Below are 18,783 nucleotides of genomic sequence, written 5' to 3' on the forward strand. Positions count from 1 at the left end.
AACACCCGATGAGCATGGACCCCGCAGTCAACAAAGAACTCTGGAACGAGGACTTGGCGCCAACCGGCGCCGCGCAGCGCACCTGGCGCTGGTATCACTTTGCCGCCCTGTGGGTCGGCATGGTCATCAGTATCCCGGCCTATATGTTGGCGGCCAGCCTGATCGAAGGCGGCATGTCGGCGTGGCAGGCGGTGCTGACCGTGTTCCTGGCGAACGTGATCGTGCTGCTGCCGATGCTCCTGATCGGCCACGCCGGCACCAAGTACGGCATCCCGTACGCGGTGCTGGCGCGCGCCTCTTTCGGCACGCGCGGCGCGCGGCTGCCGGCGCTGATGCGGGCGATCGTCGCCTGCGGCTGGTACGGCATCCAGACCTGGTTCGGCGGCAGCATGATCTATACGCTGCTCGGCGTGCTGCTCGGCGCTCCCATCGGCGGCAGCAACCTGCCGGGGCTCGGCATCAACCCGGGCCAGCTGGCCTGCTTCCTGGGCTTCTGGGCGATCCAGATGTATTTCATCGTGCACGGCATGGATTCGATCCGCAAGCTCGAGACCTATACCGCGCCCCTGAAGATCGCGATCTGCTTCCTGCTGCTGTGGTGGGTGTATGACAAGGTCGGCGGCTTCGGCCCGCTGCTCGCCCAGCCCTCGCAATTCGTGGCGGGCGGCTCGAAGGCCGGCCTGTTCTGGTCGGTGTTCTGGCCTTCGCTGACCGCGATGATCGGCTACTGGGCCACGCTGGCGCTGAACATCCCCGACTTCACCCGCTTCGCCAGGACCCAGCGCGACCAGGTGGTCGGCCAGTCGCTTGGCCTGCCGCTGCCGATGGCGCTGCTGGCGGCGCTGGCGGTGACCGTCACCTCGGCCACCGTGGTCCTGTACGGCAAGACCTTGTGGGACCCGGTCGACGTCGCCAGCCGCATGACCGGCGCCGGGGTGCTGGTGGCGCTGCTGATCCTGCTGATCGATACCGCGAGCGTCAACCTGGCCGCCAACATGGTGGGCCCCGCCTACGACTTCTCGGCCCTCTCGCCCAGGCATATCTCCTACCGGGTGGGCGGCTACATCACGGCGGGGATCGCTCTGGTCATGATGCCGTGGAAGATCCTCGAGAAGACCGAGAACTACATCTTCATCTGGCTCACCGGCTACTCGGCCCTGCTCGGCCCGATCGCCGGCGTGCTGATCATCGACTACTACTTCATCCGCAAGACCGAGCTGGCGGTCGACCAGCTGTACCGCGACGACGGCATCTACACGTACAGGAACGGCTGGAACACGGCCGCCATCGTCGCCTTCGTGGCCGGCGTGCTGCCGAACATCCCGGGCTTCCTGAACGCGGCCTTCCCGGACGCCTTCCCGAACGTCGGCGCCGGCTTCAAGACTTTATATACCTATGCATGGTTCGTCGGCATCGCGATCGCCGCGGTGGTGTACGGCCTGATGATGAAGGGCAGGGCGGTGCCGGCCATGGCGGCCGTTCGCCCGCTCGACTAAGCCAAACCTGGGGAGAAGATCCATGAGCGTATTGATCCGCGGTGGTACCGTCGTGAACGCCGACCGCGCGTTCCGCGCCGACGTGCTGTGCATCGGTGACAAGATCGCCGCCGTCGGCGAACATCTCGATGCGCCGGCCAACGCGACCGTGATCGACGCCGGCGGCCAGTACGTGATGCCGGGCGGGATCGATCCCCACACCCACATGCAGCTTCCCTTCATGGGCACCGTCACCGCCGACGATTTCCATACCGGCACCGCGGCCGCGCTGGCGGGCGGCACCACGACCATCATGGACTTCGTGATTCCCGATCCGCAGCAGCCGCTGATGGACGCCTTCCACACCTGGCGCGGCTGGGCGCAGAAGTCGGCCGCCGACTACACCTTCCACGTGGCCGTCACCTGGTGGGACGAGTCGGTGCACGACGATATGGGCACGCTGGTGCGCGAGCACGGCGTGAACAGCTTCAAGCACTTCATGGCCTACAAGAACGCGATCATGGCCGATGACGAGACCCTGGTGAAGAGCTTCCGCCGCGCGCTCGAACTGGGGGCGATCCCGACCGTGCATGCGGAGAACGGCGAACTGGTCTACCAGCTGCAGCGCGAGCTGCTGGCCAAGGGCATCCGCGGTCCCGAGGCGCATCCGCTGTCGCGCCCGCCGGCGGTCGAGGCCGAGGCGGCCAACCGCGCGATCGCCATCGCCGGCGTGCTCGGCACCCCGGTCTACATCGTCCACGTGTCCTGCGTCGAGTCGCTGGAGGCGATCCAGCGCGCCCGCGCGCACGGCCAGCGCGTCTACGGCGAGGCCCTGGCCGGCCACCTGGTCATCGACGACAGCGTCTACACGAATCCCGATCCGGCCTTCGCACGCGCCTTCGTGATGAGCCCGCCGTTCCGCTCCAGCCACCACCAGACCGCGCTGTGGCAGGGCCTGCAGGGCGGGAACCTGCACACCACCGCCACCGACCACTGCACCTTCTGCGCCGAGCAGAAAGCGATGGGCGCCGACGATTTCACGCGCATCCCGAACGGCTGCGGCGGCGTCGAAGAGCGCATGGCCGTGGTCTGGGACGCCGGCGTGAATACCGGCCGCCTGACCCCGTCCGAGTTCGTGGGCGTCACGTCCACCAATGCGGCCCGGATCTTCAACATCTACCCCCGCAAGGGCGTGATCCAGGCCGGCGCGGACGCGGACATCGTCGTGTGGGACCCGGAAGGCAGCCGCACCCTGTCCGCCGCGACCCAGCATTCGAAGGGCGGCTTCAATGTCTTCGAAGGACGGACCGTGCGCGGCGTGCCGACGCATACGGTGGCGGCCGGGAAGCTGGTCTTCGCGAACGGCGAGCTGCGCGCGGAAGAGGGGGCGGGACGATATGTCGAGCGTCCCGCATTCACCGCAACCACCGCAGCCTGAACGCGAATAGCGCCGCCATCGCTCGAACCGTCGCCCCCGCGCAGGCGGGACCCCAGGTTCTGCCGGCATTGTGATAACCATGAGGACCCATCCATGAACGAACTCCGCATCAACGGCCCCCGCCTCTGGAACTCCCTGATGGACCTGGCGAAAATCGGCGCCACCGACAAGGGCGGCGTCAAGCGCCTTGCCCTCACCGATCTCGACCGCCAGGGCCGCGACCTGGTGGTCCAGTGGGGGAAGGATGCCGGCCTCTCCATCACCGTCGACAGGATCGGCAACGTCTTCATGCGCCGCGAAGGCGCGAACCCGGCGCTGCCGCCGATCGTCACCGGCAGCCACATCGACACCCAGCCGACCGGCGGCAAGTTCGACGGCAACTACGGCGTGCTGGCCGGGCTCGAGGTGGTGCGCACCCTGAACGAGCTGCAAATCCGTACGGAGGCGCCGATCGAGGTCGCGTTCTGGACCAACGAGGAAGGCTCGCGCTTCGTGCCGGTGATGATGGGTTCCGGCGTGTTCTGCGGCGCCTTCAGCCTGGAGACGGCGTATGCGGCGCGCGACGTCGACGGCATCAGCGTCGGCGAGGAGCTGGCGCGGATCGGCTACCAGGGCGCGCAGACGCCGGGCGAGCACCCGATCGGCGCCTACTTCGAAACCCATATCGAGCAGGGCCCGGTGCTGGAGGATGCGGACAAGGTGATCGGCGTGGTGCCGGCCGTGATGGGCCTGTCCTGGTACGACTGCACGGTGGAAGGCATGGAAGCGCATGCCGGCCCGACCCCGATGCACCTGCGCCGCGACGCGCTGCAGGTCGCGACCCGCATCATGCAGGAGACGGTGGCGCTCGCGAACCGCTATCCACCCTACGGCCGCGGCACGGTCGGGATGGTGCAGGTGTTCCCGAACAGCCGCAACGTGATCCCGGGACGGGTCAAGTTCAGCATCGACCTGCGCAACGTGAACGACGAACTGCTGAATACCATGCACGAGGAGATGACGGCCTTCGTCGACCGGACGCGCGCGGAAACCGGCCTGGGCGTCACGCTGGAGCGCGTGTCCTACTATCCGCCTTGTCCCTTCCACCCGGATTGCGTGGGCGCGGTGCGCAACGCCGCCGCAAAGCTCGGCTATTCGACCATGGACGTGGTGTCCGGCGCCGGCCACGACGCGATCTACGTGGCGCGCCTGGCGCCGGCCGGCATGATCTTCGTGCCCTGCAAGGACGGCATCAGCCACAACGAAATCGAGGACGCCCAGCCCGGCCACCTGGAAGCCGGCTGCAACGTGCTGTTGCACGCGATGCTGGAGCGGGCAGGGGTCGTGGCCGGCTAGCATACCGGCGCCCGGCGCGGCAGGCGAATTTGTTGCACGTTGGTAACAATTCTGTTCAGGATGTTTCCCGAGTCGCCTAACCTGGGGAAGTCGTAGCATACTTGGGTTTTCAGTCCCCCAAGGTAAATATGCCGATGCTGACTGGACACTACGAAACCCCGCTGGTCCTCGCCTCGATCCTGGTGGCGATCGTCGCCTCCTACGCGGCGCTCAGCCTGGCGGCCCGCGTGAGCGAATCGCGCGGCCGCGCCGTCGCCGCCTGGGTGGGCGGCGGCGCCATCGCCATGGGCTCGGGCATCTGGGCCATGCACTTCGTCGGCATGCTCGCCTTCCGCCTGCCGATCCCGATTGCCTTCGACCTGCCGCTGACCCTGGTCTCGCTGCTGCTGCCGATCGCCGCCTCCTGCCTGGCGCTGTGGCAGGTCAGCCGCGCGGAACTGGGGCCGAAGCGCCTGGCGGTCAGCGCCGTCCTGATGGGCCTCGGCATCAATGCCATGCACTACACCGGCATGGCCGCCATGCGCATGGAGCCAGGCATCGTCTACGATCCCTGGCTGTTCGCGCTGTCGGTCCTGATCGCCATCGCGGCCTCCGGCCTGGCGATGTGGATCGCCTTCCGCCTGCGCCGCAACGTACCGCACGTGTGGCTGGCGCGCATTGGCGCGGCGGTGGTGATGGGCGCGGCCATCGCCGGCATGCACTATACCGGCATGGCGGCCGCCAGCTTCCCGCTGGACAGCGTGTGCATGGCCGCACGCAGCGGCGTCAACCATGACGGGCTGGCGACCCTGGTCGTGATCGCGACCTTCGGCGTGCTCGGCTTCGCCCTGCTGGCCTCGCTGTTCAATGCGCGCCTGGAAGCGAATGCGCGCGTGCTGGAGATCTCGGAAGCCATCGCCGCCGAGCGCCAGGAACTGCTCATGCGCGAGCGCGCGGCGCGCGACGAAGCCGAGCGCCTGAGCGCCCTGAAAGACGAATTCCTGGCCACCCTCTCGCACGAACTGCGCACGCCGCTCAACGCGGTGATGGGCTGGGCCAGCATGCTCCAGCGCGGCGCCAAGGACGAGGAGACGCTCAGGCGCGGCCTGCAGACCATCGAGCGCAATGCCCGCGCCCAGGGCCAGCTGATCGACGATCTGCTCGACATGAGCCGCATCAACTCCGGCAACCTGCGCCTGGACGTGCAGCTGATCGACCCCGAGAAGGTGGTCGAGGCGGCGCTCGGCACCGTGCACCCGGCCGCGGTGGCCAAGCGCATCGACCTGCGCGTGGATGTCGAACGCAGGCCGGGAGGAATGCGCTGGACCGTGCTGGGCGACCCCGCCCGCCTGCAGCAGGTGATGTGGAACCTGCTGTCGAATGCGGTGAAGTTCACGCCGGCCGGCGGCATGGTGCAGGTGATGCTGGGCCGCGACGGCGACGACATCGTGATCCGCGTGGTCGATTCCGGCATCGGCATCGCGCCCGATTTCCTGCCGCATGTGTTCGACCGCTTCCGTCAGCAGGACGCGTCGATCAGCCGCAAGCACGGCGGCCTGGGCCTGGGCCTGTCGATCGCACGGCAGCTGGTCGAACTGCATGGCGGGACCATCGCCGTCTCCAGCCAGGGCACGCATGCCGGCACCACCTTCACCGTGCGCCTGCCGCTGGCCGCGCCGGAAGCCGTGACGCCGGCGCCGCCCGAACCGGCCGTCGCCGCCGCCGCCCCGGCGGGGCAGGGCGAGCTGGCCGGCGTCAAGGTGCTGCTGGTGGACGATGCGCCGGACACCCTCGACGTGCTGCAGCAGATCCTGCAGCACAGCGGCGCGTCCATCATGGCCGCGCCGAATGCGGGGACGGCCCTCGCACTGCTGGAGCGCGAGCGGCCGGACGTGATCGTCAGCGACATCGGCATGCCCGACGTCGACGGTTTCGAGCTGATGCGCCGCATCCGGCGCCGTTCGGAAGGCGCCGGCGGCGCCATCCCGGCCATCGCCCTGACCGCGTTCACGCGCCAGGACGACCGCAGCAAGGCGCTGCAGGCCGGCTTCGACGACTACCTCGCCAAGCCGGTCGAACCGGGCTCGCTGGTGGCCCACATCGTGCAGGCGGTGGGCCAGCGCGGCGCCGCGGAAACCACGGCCAGCGTGTAGCGGCTTCCTGCGCCGATCCTGTCACTGCAGGTCGATCCGGCCGTACTGGCCGTGCGCCTCGTCGGCGGGACCGGCCGCGAAGAACAGGGTATTGGTCGGCTGGTTGCTGACGCCGTTGCCGAAGGCGATGCCCCACAGGCCGTCGATGACGATCGGCGTGTGGTCGGCCTTCGACAGCGTGCCGGCGAACTCGCCGCTGTCGGCCTTGTAGGCATTGATTTTTCCATCGCCAAAATTTCCCACCAGCAGCATGTTGCTGGCGTCGCCGAAGTTGGCCGGCGCCATCGCCATGCCCCAGGGCGCGTTCAGCGCGCCGCCGGTGACGAGGCGCCGCACCAGCACGCCGCTGGCCTCGAAGACGTCGACGATGCCGCGTCCGTCGCCCTTGGTCTCGTCGATGCTGCCGGCCGTGCGCAGCGCATAGGCCACGTAGATGCGGCCGCCGAGGGCCTGGATGCCGAAGGGCGCGTAGCCGGCAGGCAGGTTCGGGTCGGTGAAGTTGCCGGGCAGGGCCGCCCGGCGCCAGTTGCTGTCGTAGACGTCGACCACGCCGTTGCGGAAGTCGGCCGCATACACATAGTTGACGCCGCCGAAGCTGGCGATCGCCAGGCCCTTGTACACCGCGCCGCCGGCGCCGTTATCGACCGCCACGATCGCGTTGGTGCGGTTGACCCCCGGCGACCAGCCCGACAGCGTGCCGTTCTCGGCGGCGAAGATGAAGGCGCTGTTGCCGCTTGCGCCGTTCTGCGTCACCTGGAAGCCGGGGTTGCCGTTGAAGACGATGCCGGTCGGGCTGGCGGTGGCGCCGCTGGCGCCGGGCGGGATCGCGACCACCAGGGTCTGCGGCACGCCATTGCCGTCATACAGGGTCGAGGTCGCGCTGCCGTTGTTCGCCACCCAGACGAAGCCGGTCGGGTTGAACGCGATCCCCCAGGCGTTGACGAGCTTGGCATCCGTATGGTCCGCAGCGGTGCCGACGTCGCCCACCAGCGAGCGCGTGGCGAAGGTGCTGGCGATGCTGGGCGTGACGGCCACCGGCGGCATGGTCGGCGTCGAGCCGCCGCCATCGCCGCCGCCGCCGCCGCAGGATACGAGGGCGGCAGCCAGGCTGACGCCGAACAGGCCGGCCCTGAGGCAGGCGGTCGCTCTGGAATGGATGCTCATGATTGCTCCTGTCAGGACAGTCAAAGGAAGGGCATCCGTTAATGCCAGTGTGGACCTTGGAAGTTCAAATAAGTTCAATCAAAAGCGGATGCTGGCGCTGCCGCTCAGGGCGTGGGCGCGCGGTGCGCCGTCGTCCGCGCGCAGCAGGGTCTGCAGGCCGACCTGCACGGTGCAGTCGCCGATGGTGGACGCCAGGCCGATGCGCAGGTCGGCCCGGTTATGCGACTCGGCATAGCCGCCCAAGCCGTGCAGCAGGCCGGCATGGAAGGTCAGCCTGAGCTGCTCGTCGAGGGGCTGGAAGGCGTTCAGGTCGAGGTAGGCGGTGCGCTCCCCGCCGTAGTAGGCCGGCGACAGGAACAGGCGCGCGCTGGCGCGGTCCAGCGCCAGGCCGGCATGGAATTCGGTGTAGTCGTAGCGGTGGTCGCGCAGGAAGGCGCTGCGGCTGATGCCGGCATCCCAGCCCAGGCCGGAGGCCAGCCGGCCGGCGCGGCCGCCGTAGACGATCAGCTGCGTCTGGTCCCGCTCGCCCAGCGTCGCCGGCGAGGCGAAGCCGCCCGCATACCAGCCGTTTTCCAGGTCATGGTCGATGCGCAATTGCAGGGCTGGATGGCCGGCGCTCAGGGAGATACCGCGCACCGTGTACTCGGACACCAGCGCCAGGCTGCCGCTGGTCTGCGCAGCGGCCGGCGCGGCCGTACAGGCAAGACAAAGGCAGGCGACGGCGCGCACGCCGCGGGCTAAGGGGATGCATTGGCTGTCGCGGCGGCGGTCGTTCGGCATTGGCACACGCATGCTCCGGCGGCGCGAGCAATGGTCGCGCATGCGTCTATGCTACCAGCTTGCTCCCGTCCAGTACCGGCATCGTGCGCGACCCGGACCGTACGCGGCGCGGACGCGAGCATGCCCCGCAGCTGACGCGGCGTGGCGCCGGGACGCAGTTCGCTCACCAGCGCGGCCAGCCCGGCCACCTGCGCCGCCGCGTACGAGGAGCCGGACACCAGACCCCAGCGCGCGCCCGGCAAGGTAGCCGGGATGTCGGCGCCCGGCGCCCGGACGGCCCCGGCCGGCAGGAAACGCCGGTCGTCTTCCTGCGTCACCGCGATCACGCCGGGGTGCGAGGCGGGGAAGCCGCCGTCGGCGCGCTGCGGGTCGACCGCGGCGATCACCGCCATGTCGCGCGCCAGGGCGGCGTCGATCAGGCTCTGCAGCAGGCGGTCCGCCGGCCCGCCCAGGCTGAGGTTGATGATCCGGGCGCCGTTCAGCAGTGCGAAATGCAGGGCCTTGCCGAGCGTGAAGCTGTTGCAGAGGGTGTCATGGCGCACGGTCTCCCAGCAGGCGCGCAGCGCCATCAGCCTGGCCTGCGGCGCGATGCCGGCGATGCCGAGTCCATTGCCGGCGAGCGCGGCGATGATGCCGGCCACCGCGGTGCCATGCGCTTCGGCGGCGTCGGGCACGGTGTCGACGAAGTTCTGGCGCAGCGCGAGCTGCCCGGCCAGGTCCGGATGGCCGCCGTCGACGCCGCTGTCGATCACCGCCACCGTCACCTTGCGCCCGGTGCTGATGCGCTGCAACTCGGAAAGGCGCCAGGTGCGCGCGGCCGGCTGCATCGGATACAGCGGGTCGGCGCCGCCCGCCAGCCCGTGGTAGGCATTGACGGCCTGGGCCCAGGCCACGCGCGGATCGTGGGCCAGCGCATCGAGCACGCGCTCGAGCGGGACGCCGCTCCCATCTTCCATCACGAAGCAGTCGATGCCGATCGCCGGCATCGGCCAGTCGTCCACCACCGTCAGGCCATGGGCGGCCGCCAGTTCGCTGGCCTGGCGGCGCCGCGCGGCGCGGGTGGCGTCGTCGGCATAGCCGCCGCCATAGCTGCTGTCCGGCCGGAAGTGCTGGGGCGGCATGCGCAGCATCACCAGCACCTGGCGCGAGGGCGCCGCCTGTCCTTCCCGGTCCTGGGCGCCGCAGGGCAGGGCGCAGCAGGCCAGCAGCAGCGACAGCAGGGCGGCGAACAGGCGTTTCAAGGCCGGCCCTCCGCGCCGAGCGTTTCGGCAAGCACGACGGCGGGTTCGGCGCGCAGCCGGGGCAGGGCGCGGGCCGCGTCGCCGCCTTCCGGCAGCGCGAGCAGCCAGGCGTCGGCGGCGGTCGGGCCGCCCACCACGCGGGCGCCGCTGGCCCGCACGATGCGGCGCAGTTCGCGTTCCGGCGTCTCCGGGCGGAACACGACCACGAGGCCGGCCTCGGCGACGGCCGGCGCCCCGAGTCCGCGGTAGCGCGCGCCCTCGTCCGGACGCAGCAGCAGGGCCGCCAGCACCGCGATCAGGCAGCACTGCAGGGCCACGGCGACGCGCAGCCAGCTGCGGTCGTTGGCGGCGGGGGGCGTGTGGCGGCGTGCGGGCGCGTCGGCCGGCGTCGGGCCGGGCGGGGACGCGGCCGGCGCAGGCGGGGCGTCGAGACGCGGCAGCATGCGCGCCCAGGCGCGCTCGGGATCGCAGTCGGGCGCGGGTCCGGGGCCGGCGGCGCGCACCGCCTGCAGCAGCGCGAGATCGTCGCGGCAGCAGGCGCAGGCGCGCAGGTGGGCGCGCAGCCGCTCCTGCTCGGCGCCGCCCAGGGCGCCGTTGTCGAGCCAGGGCAGGGCTTCCTGCGCGTCCCGGTGCTCGCGGGCGAAGACGTCGTCGTCGAGGCTCATGTCCTGCCCTCCAGCTGCCTTCCCAGGCGCGCGGCGAGGCGCCGGCGTGCGTGGAACAGGCGTGTCTTCACTGTGTTGACGGGGCATTCCATGATATCTGCGATCTCCGCGTAACCCATGTCGTGATAGAAGGTCAGCTGGAAGGTGGCGCGCTGCTCCAGCGGCAGGGTGGCGAGCGCGGCGTCCAGCGCATGGCCGAGGCGCTGCTGCTCGAAGCGCCATTCCGGCTGGCAGTCCGCGGCGCTTTCGCAGCTGTCCGGATAAGCGTCCAGCGGCTCGTCGAGGCCATGCAGCGCCTTGCAGGCCTTGCGGTAGGCGATCGCGAACACCCAGGTCGACAGCTTGCAGGTGCCGTCGAAGGTCGCGGCCCGCTGCCACACGACCAGCATGGTGTCGTTGACGATCTCCTCGATCGTGGTCGCGCTGCGCGTCATGCGGTGCAGGAAGCGCGTCAGGCGCGGAAAGTAGGTCCGGTACAGGATTTCGAAAGCATGACGGTCCCCGGCCGCAATCCGGCCAACCAGGTTCGCTTCGCCATCAGGCCGCGCATTCGCCAGCTCGTCCACGTGTCCGGTCTCCCTTTTTCGGTGAATACCGTCTTGCCGCCTGAAGGTTCATATTCTTGCACGGATCGGCGCGCGGGGGACCGGGTTGGCGTCGATCAATAAATTTGTGGGGCATATAGTTGCGTGCGCAAGCGAACGGATGCAGCCGTCGCCTGCGCGCATGATCGGGCCATGGACTTTAAGGACACCGACAAGCCTTCTCCGGAAGCCTCGGCCTGGCTTTCGAAGCTGGGCCCGGGCCTGATCACCGGCGCTGCCGACGATGACCCGAGCGGCATCGCCACGTATTCGCAGGCCGGCGCCCAGTTCGGGTTCAACCTGCTGTGGACCCTGCTGCTCACCTATCCGCTGATGGCGGCGATCCAGGTCATCAGCGCCCACATCGGCCGGGTCACCGGACGTGGCCTGGCCACCAACCTGCAGCGCTTCGCGCCGCGCCGGCTGGTGTGGCTGATCGTCGGCCTGCTGCTGGTCGCGAACGTCATCAATATCGCGGCCGACATCGCGGCGATGGGCGACGCGATGGCGCTGGTCGCTCCCGGCAAGGCCCATTACTACGCGGTGGCTTTCGGCGTGCTGTCGGTGCTGCTGCAGGTGTTCGTTCCCTACCAGCGCTACGTCAACCTGCTGAAATGGCTGACCCTCGTCCTGCTGGCCTATGTCGCCACCGTGTTCGTGGTGCGCGTGCCCTGGGCCGAGGTGCTGCGTTCCCTGGTCTGGCCGCATCCGGAATGGAACAGGGAATACCTGACCACCGTGGTCGCGGTGTTCGGCACCACCATCAGTCCCTACCTGTTCTTCTGGCAGGCTTCGCAGGAAGTCGAGGAGCTGCGCGCGGACGACGATGCGCAGCCGCTGCGGCGCGCGCCCGGGCAGGTCGAGGCCCAGTTCCGGCGCATCCGCTTCGATACCCTGGTCGGCATGGCGGTATCGAACCTGGTCGCCTTCTTCATCATGCTGACCACCGCGGCGACCCTGCATACGCACGGCGTGCATGACCTGCAGTCCTCGGCCCAGGCCGCGTCGGCGCTGAAGCCGGTCGCCGGCGAGCTGGCCTTCGTGCTGTTCGCGGCGGGGATCGTCGGCACCGGCCTGCTGGCGATTCCGGTACTGGCCGGCTCGGCCGCCTATGCGATGGCCGGCACCTTCCACTGGAAAAGCAGCCTCGACAGCAAGTTTTCGGCGGCGCGCAAGTTCTACGCCATCATCATCGTCGCCACCCTGGCCGGGGTCGGCATCAACTTCGTCCCGCTCGATCCGATCAAGGCGCTTTACTGGAGCGCGGTGCTGAACGGCGTGATCGCGGTGCCGGTCATGGTGATCATGATGGCGGTGGCCTCGAGCGAGAAGATCATGGGCGCGCTGAAGATCTCGGGAAGGCTGCGCCTGCTCGGCTGGCTGTGCACCGCCGTGATGGCGGTGGCGGTGCTGGCCATGTTCGGCGCCTCCCTCATGGGATAGGAGCGCCTTTATTGGAAGGTGGTTTCGCGTTCCGGGGTGGCGCTGATGCGGTGGATCGACAGGTCGGCGCCGTCGAATTCCTGCTCGGCGTCGAGGCGCAGGCCGACCGTCTTCTTCAGTACACCGTAGACGATCCAGCTGCCCAGGCCGGAAATGACGATGCCGAGCAGCGTGCCGATCAGCTGCGAGGCCAGCGACACGCCGCCCAGGCCGCCCAGCGCCAGGCTGCCGAAGATGCCGGCGGCGATGCCGCCCCAGGCGCCGCACAGGCCGTGCAGCGGCCACACGCCGAGCACGTCGTCGATCTTCCAGCGGTTCTGCGCCAGCGTGAACAGCGACACGAAGATGCCGCCCGCGATCGCGCCGGTGACCAGCGCGCCGAGCGGATGCATCAGGTCCGAACCGGCGCATACCGCCACCAGGCCGGCCAGCGGTCCGTTGTAGACGAAGCCCGGGTCGTTGCGGCCCATGACGAAGGCGACCAGGGTGCCGCCCGTCAGCGCCATCAGGGAATTCACGGCCACCAGGCCGTTCATCTTGTCGAGCGTCTGCGCGCTCATCACGTTGAAGCCGAACCAGCCCACGGTCAGGATCCAGGCGCCCAGCGCCAGGAAGGGAATGTTCGACGGCGGGTGGGCGGCGATGCGGCCGTCCTTGGCGTAGCGGCCGCGGCGCGCCCCCAGCAGCAGCACCGCCGGCAGCGCGGCCCAGCCGCCCACCGCGTGCACCACCACCGAGCCGGCGAAGTCGTGGAAGGGCGCGCCGAAGGTCACTTGCAGCCAGTCCTGGATGCCGAAGCGGTTGTTCCAGGCGATCCCCTCGAACAGGGGATACACGAATCCGACCAGCAGGGCGGTGGCCGCCATCTGCGGATGGAACTTGGCGCGCTCGGCGATGCCGCCCGAGATGATGGCCGGGATCGCCGCCGCGAAGGTCAGCAGGAAGAAGAACTTGACGAGCTCATAACCGTTCTTCGCCACCAGCGTGGAGGTGGCGCCGAAGAAGTGCATGCCGTAGGCGATGCCATAGCCGACGAAGAAGTAGGCGATGGTCGAGACGGCAAAGTCGATCAGGATCTTGACCAGGGCGTTGACCTGGTTCTTGCGGCGCACCGTTCCCAGTTCGAGGAAGGCGAAGCCGGCGTGCATCGCCAGGATCATGATCCCGCCGAGCAGGATGAAGAGCGCGTCGGCGCCGGTTTTGTAGGCATCCATGCAAAAATTTTCCAAAAAAGTGCACGCAAGTGGCGTGAGCACTTCTTGGTAGCAATTTGCGTTCCAATTTGGGGCGCCCATGCATCCCTCATGCGCGGGCAGGGTGCGTTGCCCCATTAGCGGGCAGGAGCACCGCATTGGTGCGTCCGTGCGCCAAATTGGGTTACTGCTTGAGCAAGGCCTTCGCCGCTGCCATCACCTGGTCGCGCAGCCACTTGTGCTCCGCCGACTGGTGCACCCGCTGGTGCCACAGTTGGTAGAAGCGCATCGGCGGGAACTTGAGCGGCACCGTGAAACTCTTCAGCGGCAGCGTCTTTTCGTAGAAGCGGATGAACTGGCGGCCGGTGGTCAGCACCAGGTCGGTCTGGGTCAGCATGTAGGGAATCAGGCCGAAGTAGGGCGACTCGACCGCCACCTTGCGCTGCAGGCCCTCGCGCTCCAGGAAGGAATCGATCACGCCGTGGTAGCCCGGCAGCATCGGCGACGGCGCCACGTGCGGCAGGCCGAGGTAGTCCTCGAGCGACATCGCATCGCTGGCGGTACGGCGCGCGTAGGCGCTGTCGGCGCGCATGGTGCAGATGATCGGGTCCTCGAACAGCTTGGAGATGTGCAGGTGGGCGGGCGGCTCATCCCAGTTGGCGATCACCAGGTCGATCTCGCCGTCCGACAGCATGCGCAGGTAGTCGGTGCCGGCCCCGAGGTGGTGGATCGAGACCTTGCTGTTGGGCGCGTCGCGGCGGATGCCGGCGACCACGCCGGGCAGGAACTGGGTGTCCAGGTAGTCGGGCGCGGCGATATGGAAGGTGCGCGCGGCCTGCTCGGGCACGAAGGGCGACTTCCGGATGAACAGGCTCTCGGTCTCGTCGAGGATGCGCTTGGCCGGCTTGAGCAGGCTCTCGCCGTGCTGGGTCGGCACCATGCCGCGCGCGCCGCGCACCAGCAGCGGGTCGCCGGTCAGCTCGCGCAGCTTGCGCAGCGAGGCCGAGATCGAGGGCTGGGGCTGGTTCAGCTTGAGGGCCACGCGCGATACGTTCTTCTCCACCAGCAACAGGTAGAGTATGCGGATCAGGTGCAGGTCGAGGTGCTGGGGAAGGCTGCTCATCAAAAGGCTTCGTATATGCGTGCGCGTATGTCAAATATACGGTATTTTTGATGTTGAATAAATGGAAAGCGGTTTATCTTGTTTAGTCGTCTCTACAAAGGATGTTCATGGAATACCTGCTTCCCTATGGCCTCGAATGGATGAACCTGCTGGTGCGCTGGCTGCACGTCATCACGGGCATCGCCTGGATCGGCGCCTCCTTCTATTTCGTCTGGCTGGATAATTCCCTGCGGCCGCCGGCGCCGGGCGGCGAACTGGCGAAGAAGGGCGTGGCCGGCGAGCTGTGGGCGGTGCACGGCGGCGGCTTCTACAACCCGCAGAAGTACCTGGTCGCGCCGGCCGAGCTGCCGAAGGAACTGCACTGGTTCAAGTGGGAAGCGTATTCGACCTGGCTGTCGGGCTTTGCGCTGCTCACCATCGTTTACTACTTCAACGCCCAGGCGATGATGGTCGACCGCGGCGTGGCCGATCTCTCGACCGGGCAGGCGGTCGGCATCGGCCTGGGAAGCCTGGTGCTGGCCTGGGTCGTCTACGACCTGCTGTGCCGCTCGAAGCTGGGCAAGCACGACCTGGCCTTCGGCGCCGTGATGTTCGTGTTCCTGAGCGGCGCGGCCTGGGTGCTGACCCACTGGCTGAGCGGACGCGCGGCCTACATCCACGTGGGCGCGATGATCGGCACCATCATGGTCGCCAACGTGGCGATGGTGATCATCCCCGGGCAGCGCAGGATGGTCGATGCGATGATCGCCGGCCACAAGCCCGACCCGGTCTACGGCATCCGCGGCAAGCAGCGCAGCGTGCACAACAACTACTTCACGCTGCCGGTGCTGTTCATCATGATCAGCAACCACTTCGCCATGACCTACCGCCACGAGCACGCCTGGGCGGTGCTGGCCGGGATCATGCTGGCCGGGGTCTTCATCCGCCACTTCTTCAACCTGCGCCACAAGGGCCGCGTCGAATGGAAGTACCCGGCCGTGGGCGTGCTCCTGCTGCTGGCGGTCGCCGTGGCGATCGCGCCGAAACCGCCGGCGGCAAGCGCCGCGACGAACGCCGGCGCCGACGCCAGCGTGCAGTTTGCGGCGGTGCAGGGCATCATCCGGCAGCGCTGCGTGTCCTGCCATGCCGCGCATCCCACGCAAGCCGGCTTCGCCACCGCCCCCGCCGGGGTGATGCTGGACGATGCGCACGGCATCGAGCAGAACGCCCAGCGCATCTACCAGCAGGCGGTGCAGCTGAAGGCGATGCCGCTGGCGAACATGACGAACATGACGGATGCCGAGCGGGCCCAGGTGGCGGCGTGGTTCGAGGCCGGCGCAAAAACGCAGTAGTCCGGCCTTGTGACAAAGCGAGGATTTCCAAGCGTCAAGAATTGCTATGCTGTCGATCCTCGAATCCAGGCTGGTAAAGATTGACCATGAAACTTCTCATCCCTGTCGCCGTCGCATTGGCGCTGTGCGTCCTGTTCATCAAGCCCGTGCGCGCGCGCGCGGGGAAGCGGGCGCCGGATGCGAAGTACAGGGGCCGCGCCCTCATGAGCGATAACGAGATGGAATTCTTTGGCCGGCTCGTCGCGGCCCTGCCCGAGCATTACATCTTCCCCCAGGTGGCGATGTCGGCGCTGCTCGAATCCGCCAGCACCGACAGGAAGCGGGCGCACGACGACCGCCTGCGCATCGCGCAGAAGCGGATCGACTACGTCGTGTGCAACCGGCGCTGCGAAGTCGTCGCCGTCGTCGAACTGGACGACAGGACGCATTCGGCCGCCAGGGACAAGCTGCGCGACGGCCGCCTCGAGCAGGGCGGCTTCAGGACGGTCCGCTTCCAGTCGCGCCAGAAGCCGCCGGCGGCTGCGATCCGCGCCGCCATCCTCGCGCCTGCCGCGCCGTCCGGGCCATCCGTCCTCGATCCCGTTGCGGTGGGCTGAACCGGCGCGGGCCTGCGCTACTGCTGCGTCTTGCGAGGCACGATCGCGAACTGCGGCGCAGTGCCGTAATCCGGCTTGACGCTGCGGTCCATGAAGCGTTTCCAGGCCTTGCGTCCGGCTTCTCCGCCGACCTCGGCCGCATAGGCCAGCGCCGGCTGCAGGTTCGAGGGGTAGCCGGTGGCGGCTGAGGAATAACCGCTCATTTCGCCCTGCTTGAGCTTGAGCGCCTGCGCCAGCTCGGCGCTCTCGCAAGGGAGCTTCGCAACCTCGGGCGGATGGCTGGCCTTCCAGGCTTGTTCCATCGTCGTGTAGAAGGGCGAGGTGGACGAATCGCGTACGGTTAGTGCGTAGATCGATGCGTCTGTCCAGCAGGCCTCCGGGGCCGTCATACGCATGATCGGGAATTTCGCCTTCCAAGCCAGCAGGCGTTTGGCGCCATCGAAGCCGAGGTCGGCGAGGTGGCCGACGGCGGCGGTAAAGAAGTCGTCCATCCACGGCGCCATCCCAGTGCCGTTCTTGTAACCGAGCGCGTAGCCGTTGACGATGACGCCGAGCTTGTTGGCGTTGCGGTTGTCGGTGTACTCGGCGTTGTACCAGTCCAGGTTGCTCTTCAGGATGCGCTGGAAGTCGTCCTTCAGCGGATCGCCGTCCGGCACGACATAGGCCGCTTCGCCCAGCGTGCGCAGGGCCCAGGCCTGGCCGCGCACCTGCTCGGGCCTGAGCAGGCCCTTGATGTTCTCGCGGTAGCCGGGATTCGAGTTGAACACGTCGTACATCGCCCAGAATTCCAGCTCTTCCAGATAGTAGAAGTCACCGGTGACCAGGTAGGGCAGGTAGGCGAAGGAAGCCTGGTGCGAGACGTCGTGGACATAGGGCGTCTTGCAGGCATCCTTGGGACAGGGCGGGAAGGCTTCGGATTTGCCGGTCTTCGGGTTGCGCGTATCGGAAGCGTGGCCAGCGACGGTCATGTAGGGGTGGTCGATCAGGCTGACCGGCCGGCCGGTGGCGCGGTCGCGGTAGTGCATCGACCAGCTGCCGGCCAGGTCGGCGGTGCCGAGCGTGACTTCCCTGGCCCGCCTGTCCATGCTGAGCAGGTAGAGCGCGCTCCAGCCGGGCAGCAGGCCGATGTCGTCGCGCCCGCCGGTGGTCGGCATGTAGGCGATCGCCATGCCGATGCCCATCGGTTCGGTCTTCAGCCCGCTCCACTTGGCTTTCAGCTCGGCCAGCGCACGGTCGGAGACGCGCACCGAGCGGTCGTAGTTCGGCAGCGCGCGCGAGGCGATCAGGTAGCCGGTATCGTGGCGGATGTGCACTTCGGGCACCTCGCCCCACCAGAAGGTCTTGCGCCAGCGCGCCTGGTTGAAGTGGACCAGGCCCGTTTTCGCATACGCCTGCTTGCCCCCAATGAGGATACGGGCGTCGTAGGTCTCGTTGCGCGGCGCCTGCTGGAAGGCCCAGGCGTTCTCGATGGTGACGTCGACGCGGGCCTTGCCCAGCGCGCGATACCAGCGCACGGCGAAGCGCGCGCTCAGGCGCGGATGCTCCTCGCCCTTGTCGTTCCTGAGCGGGGCCGAGACCAGCCATTCCGTCACCAGCGGACCGTCGAGCCAGAGCTCGGGCTTCTGCCGCAGCAGCCTGTCGGCGGAGGCGGTCCAGGCCTGGCCGTCGATGGTGGCGCTGGCCGCGGCCGTGAAACCGGCGTCGAGCAGGGCCGCCACGGAAGCCGGCGTCCCGGCCCTGGCGGGCTTGTCCTTCGCCTTCACCAGCGCCATCGCCTGCGCGCCGGCCCTGGCGGCGCCCGGCAGCACCGCGCTGATGACGGCGTGCCGCACCGAGCCGTCCGCGTGCGTGGCCTTGACGTCGACCTGCAGCGGCACCGTACGGCCATCGGGCAGGCGGCCGACCAGCGTGTCCGTGCGTTTCAGGTCGCCCGCTGCGAACACCTGGCCGAAGGTGACGGGCAGCGCGGCCTTCGCTTCGCCGCCTTCGGCCTCGATCACCACGCCGGTGATGCCGTCGCCCCAGTCCATGACCGCCGGCGCCGGTGCGGACGCCGCTTCCTCCGCGGCAGCCGGTCCCGGCGCCGCCTTGGCCGCCGCCTTTGCTGCCGCCTTTACCGCTGTCTTTTCCGCCGTCTTCTCCGCCGCCGGGGCGCCGCCATAGCGCGACTGCAGCACCTTGTCGGCATCGAGCTGCCCGGTCTCGGGCAGGTTCTGGGCCGGGGCAACGGCGGGCAGCAGGGCAAGGAAGAGAAGGGAGGGCGGCAGTCTTGTTGAAGGCATG

At 68.5% G+C, this 18,783-nt stretch carries 15 protein-coding genes; 7 read left to right on the forward strand and 8 right to left on the reverse strand.

Annotated elements, in window-relative coordinates; all coding sequences use genetic code 11:
- The first annotated feature begins 8 nt into the window (after nt 1-8).
- From AM586_RS20360 to AM586_RS20375, 4 genes are all read left to right on the forward strand, one after another.
- Entirely contained in the window at nt 9-1,496 is a 1,488-nt protein-coding gene (locus AM586_RS20360) for an NCS1 family nucleobase:cation symporter-1 (RefSeq protein ID WP_047824554.1), read from the forward strand.
- A gap of 22 nt (nt 1,497-1,518) precedes the next feature.
- On the forward strand, nt 1,519-2,913 hold the full coding sequence (gene hydA / locus AM586_RS20365; protein WP_047824553.1) for a dihydropyrimidinase: 1,395 nt from the start codon (nt 1,519-1,521) through the stop codon (nt 2,911-2,913).
- Between the two features lie 93 nt (nt 2,914-3,006).
- On the forward strand, nt 3,007-4,248 hold the full coding sequence (locus tag AM586_RS20370) for a Zn-dependent hydrolase (RefSeq protein ID WP_047824551.1): 1,242 nt from the start codon (nt 3,007-3,009) through the stop codon (nt 4,246-4,248).
- Between the two features lie 134 nt (nt 4,249-4,382).
- Nucleotides 4,383-6,380, forward strand: a complete 1,998-nt coding sequence (locus AM586_RS20375; RefSeq protein WP_162600567.1) for an MHYT domain-containing protein — start codon at nt 4,383-4,385, stop codon at nt 6,378-6,380.
- A gap of 21 nt (nt 6,381-6,401) precedes the next feature.
- On the opposite strand, the gene AM586_RS20380 is transcribed toward AM586_RS20375, so the two are convergent.
- The 5 genes from AM586_RS20380 to AM586_RS20400 all read right to left on the reverse strand — a co-directional run bounded on the left by AM586_RS20380 (nt 6,402) and on the right by AM586_RS20400 (nt 10,796).
- Complete coding sequence (locus AM586_RS20380) at nt 6,402-7,544, reverse strand: TIGR03118 family protein (protein WP_047824550.1); 1,143 nt, start codon at nt 7,542-7,544, stop codon at nt 6,402-6,404.
- Nucleotides 7,545-7,622: 78 nt separating this feature from the next.
- Nucleotides 7,623-8,324, reverse strand: coding sequence for a TorF family putative porin (locus AM586_RS20385; protein ID WP_052233426.1), 702 nt, complete (start codon nt 8,322-8,324; stop codon nt 7,623-7,625).
- A complete protein-coding gene (locus AM586_RS20390) occupies nt 8,282-9,565 on the reverse strand; it encodes a S8 family serine peptidase (protein ID WP_052233425.1) in 1,284 nt (427 codons plus the stop codon). The genes AM586_RS20385 and AM586_RS20390 overlap by 43 nt, the downstream gene beginning before the upstream one ends.
- On the reverse strand, nt 9,562-10,230 hold the full coding sequence (locus tag AM586_RS20395) for a zf-HC2 domain-containing protein (RefSeq protein WP_047824549.1): 669 nt from the start codon (nt 10,228-10,230) through the stop codon (nt 9,562-9,564). The genes AM586_RS20390 and AM586_RS20395 overlap by 4 nt, the downstream gene beginning before the upstream one ends.
- Complete coding sequence (locus AM586_RS20400; protein WP_047824548.1) at nt 10,227-10,796, reverse strand: RNA polymerase sigma factor; 570 nt, start codon at nt 10,794-10,796, stop codon at nt 10,227-10,229. Before AM586_RS20400 ends, AM586_RS20395 begins: the two co-directional genes overlap by 4 nt.
- Nucleotides 10,797-10,967: 171 nt before the next feature.
- Between AM586_RS20400 and AM586_RS20405 the strand changes: the two genes are divergently transcribed.
- A complete protein-coding gene (locus tag AM586_RS20405; RefSeq protein WP_047824546.1) occupies nt 10,968-12,257 on the forward strand; it encodes an NRAMP family divalent metal transporter in 1,290 nt (429 codons plus the stop codon).
- Between the two features lie 8 nt (nt 12,258-12,265).
- Here the strand turns inward: AM586_RS20405 and AM586_RS20410 are convergent, their stop codons facing one another.
- Together AM586_RS20410 and AM586_RS20415 are read right to left on the reverse strand one after the other, a co-directional pair.
- Entirely contained in the window at nt 12,266-13,471 is a 1,206-nt protein-coding gene (locus AM586_RS20410) for an ammonium transporter (RefSeq protein WP_047824545.1), read from the reverse strand.
- A 163-nt stretch (nt 13,472-13,634) separates the two neighbouring features.
- On the reverse strand, nt 13,635-14,573 hold the full coding sequence (locus AM586_RS20415) for a LysR substrate-binding domain-containing protein (protein ID WP_047824543.1): 939 nt from the start codon (nt 14,571-14,573) through the stop codon (nt 13,635-13,637).
- A gap of 107 nt (nt 14,574-14,680) precedes the next feature.
- On the opposite strand from AM586_RS20415, the gene AM586_RS20420 reads away from it, so the two are divergent.
- Together AM586_RS20420 and AM586_RS20425 are read left to right on the forward strand one after the other, a co-directional pair.
- The gene (locus tag AM586_RS20420; RefSeq protein ID WP_047824753.1) at nt 14,681-15,904 is read left to right on the forward strand and encodes a urate hydroxylase PuuD; all 1,224 of its coding nucleotides are present in this window, start codon (nt 14,681-14,683) and stop codon (nt 15,902-15,904) included.
- Between the two features lie 86 nt (nt 15,905-15,990).
- Nucleotides 15,991-16,500 (forward strand): DUF2726 domain-containing protein, encoded by a 510-nt coding sequence (locus tag AM586_RS20425; protein ID WP_082439419.1) that lies wholly within the window; start codon nt 15,991-15,993, stop codon nt 16,498-16,500.
- Nucleotides 16,501-16,517: 17 nt separating this feature from the next.
- Here the strand turns inward: AM586_RS20425 and AM586_RS20430 are convergent, their stop codons facing one another.
- Nucleotides 16,518-18,782 (reverse strand): hypothetical protein, encoded by a 2,265-nt coding sequence (locus AM586_RS20430; protein WP_229411113.1) that lies wholly within the window; start codon nt 18,780-18,782, stop codon nt 16,518-16,520.
- Nucleotide 18,783: the final 1 nt, after the last annotated feature.

The sequence above is a fragment of the Massilia sp. WG5 genome (assembly GCF_001412595.2).
Taxonomy (GTDB): Bacteria; Pseudomonadota; Gammaproteobacteria; order Burkholderiales; family Burkholderiaceae_D; genus Telluria.

Bases quoted from the DNA above. Each gene is read 5' to 3' on its own strand.
- AM586_RS20420 (WP_047824753.1), top strand. From the start codon at position 14,681: ATGGAATACCTGCTTCCCTATGGCCTCGAATGGATGAACCTGCTGGTG.
- AM586_RS20385 (WP_052233426.1), bottom strand. From the start codon at position 8,324: ATGCCGAACGACCGCCGCCGCGACAGCCAATGCATCCCCTTAGCCCGC.
- AM586_RS20375 (WP_162600567.1), top strand. From the start codon at position 4,383: ATGCTGACTGGACACTACGAAACCCCGCTGGTCCTCGCCTCGATCCTG.
- AM586_RS20410 (WP_047824545.1), bottom strand. From the start codon at position 13,471: ATGGATGCCTACAAAACCGGCGCCGACGCGCTCTTCATCCTGCTCGGC.
- AM586_RS20370 (WP_047824551.1), top strand. From the start codon at position 3,007: ATGAACGAACTCCGCATCAACGGCCCCCGCCTCTGGAACTCCCTGATG.
- AM586_RS20405 (WP_047824546.1), top strand. From the start codon at position 10,968: ATGGACTTTAAGGACACCGACAAGCCTTCTCCGGAAGCCTCGGCCTGG.
- hydA (WP_047824553.1), top strand. From the start codon at position 1,519: ATGAGCGTATTGATCCGCGGTGGTACCGTCGTGAACGCCGACCGCGCG.
- AM586_RS20425 (WP_082439419.1), top strand. From the start codon at position 15,991: ATGAAACTTCTCATCCCTGTCGCCGTCGCATTGGCGCTGTGCGTCCTG.
- AM586_RS20430 (WP_229411113.1), bottom strand. From the start codon at position 18,782: ATGCCTTCAACAAGACTGCCGCCCTCCCTTCTCTTCCTTGCCCTGCTG.
- AM586_RS20415 (WP_047824543.1), bottom strand. From the start codon at position 14,573: ATGAGCAGCCTTCCCCAGCACCTCGACCTGCACCTGATCCGCATACTC.
- AM586_RS20395 (WP_047824549.1), bottom strand. From the start codon at position 10,230: ATGAGCCTCGACGACGACGTCTTCGCCCGCGAGCACCGGGACGCGCAG.
- AM586_RS20360 (WP_047824554.1), top strand. From the start codon at position 9: ATGAGCATGGACCCCGCAGTCAACAAAGAACTCTGGAACGAGGACTTG.
- AM586_RS20380 (WP_047824550.1), bottom strand. From the start codon at position 7,544: ATGAGCATCCATTCCAGAGCGACCGCCTGCCTCAGGGCCGGCCTGTTC.